This window comes from Pseudomonas sp. H26/SER47-MNA-CIBAN-0231, assembly GCF_040310465.1.
In the GTDB taxonomy this organism is placed as follows: Bacteria; Pseudomonadota; Gammaproteobacteria; order Pseudomonadales; family Pseudomonadaceae; genus Aquipseudomonas; species Aquipseudomonas atacamensis.
The window spans coordinates 1-278 of record NZ_JBEOPW010000069.1; the positions used below are offsets into that span (position 1 = coordinate 1).

Sequence of the window (278 nt, forward strand, 5' to 3'; positions counted from 1 at the left end):
CGGTATCCGTGCAGTACTACACAGCGGTGCCACCGATACTTGAGCGCACGAACTGCCTGGCGACGTTGCCTGAGCGCTTCCTACACCGCTTTGATCACATGATCGACCGCTTCGACCTCCCATTCGCATTCGATCCGTTCCAGCTGCAGGTCGGTTGGCATCCGCGCTTTGACGAAGATTTAGGACATCAGTGGCTGCGTGAACAGCTGATTGCGGTGAGGCCCTTCTAACGCATGAAATGACGGGTACTCAAGGGGCTCGAAGCCCACGGGTAGTTG

General features: G+C 57.2%; 1 protein-coding gene. It reads left to right on the forward strand.

Annotated elements, in window-relative coordinates; translation table 11 throughout:
• Window positions 1–230 (forward strand): type 2 periplasmic-binding domain-containing protein (locus tag AAEZ10_RS27290; protein WP_502947715.1); only part of this gene is annotated, 230 nt, incomplete at its 5' end.
• Window positions 231–278: the final 48 nt, after the last annotated feature.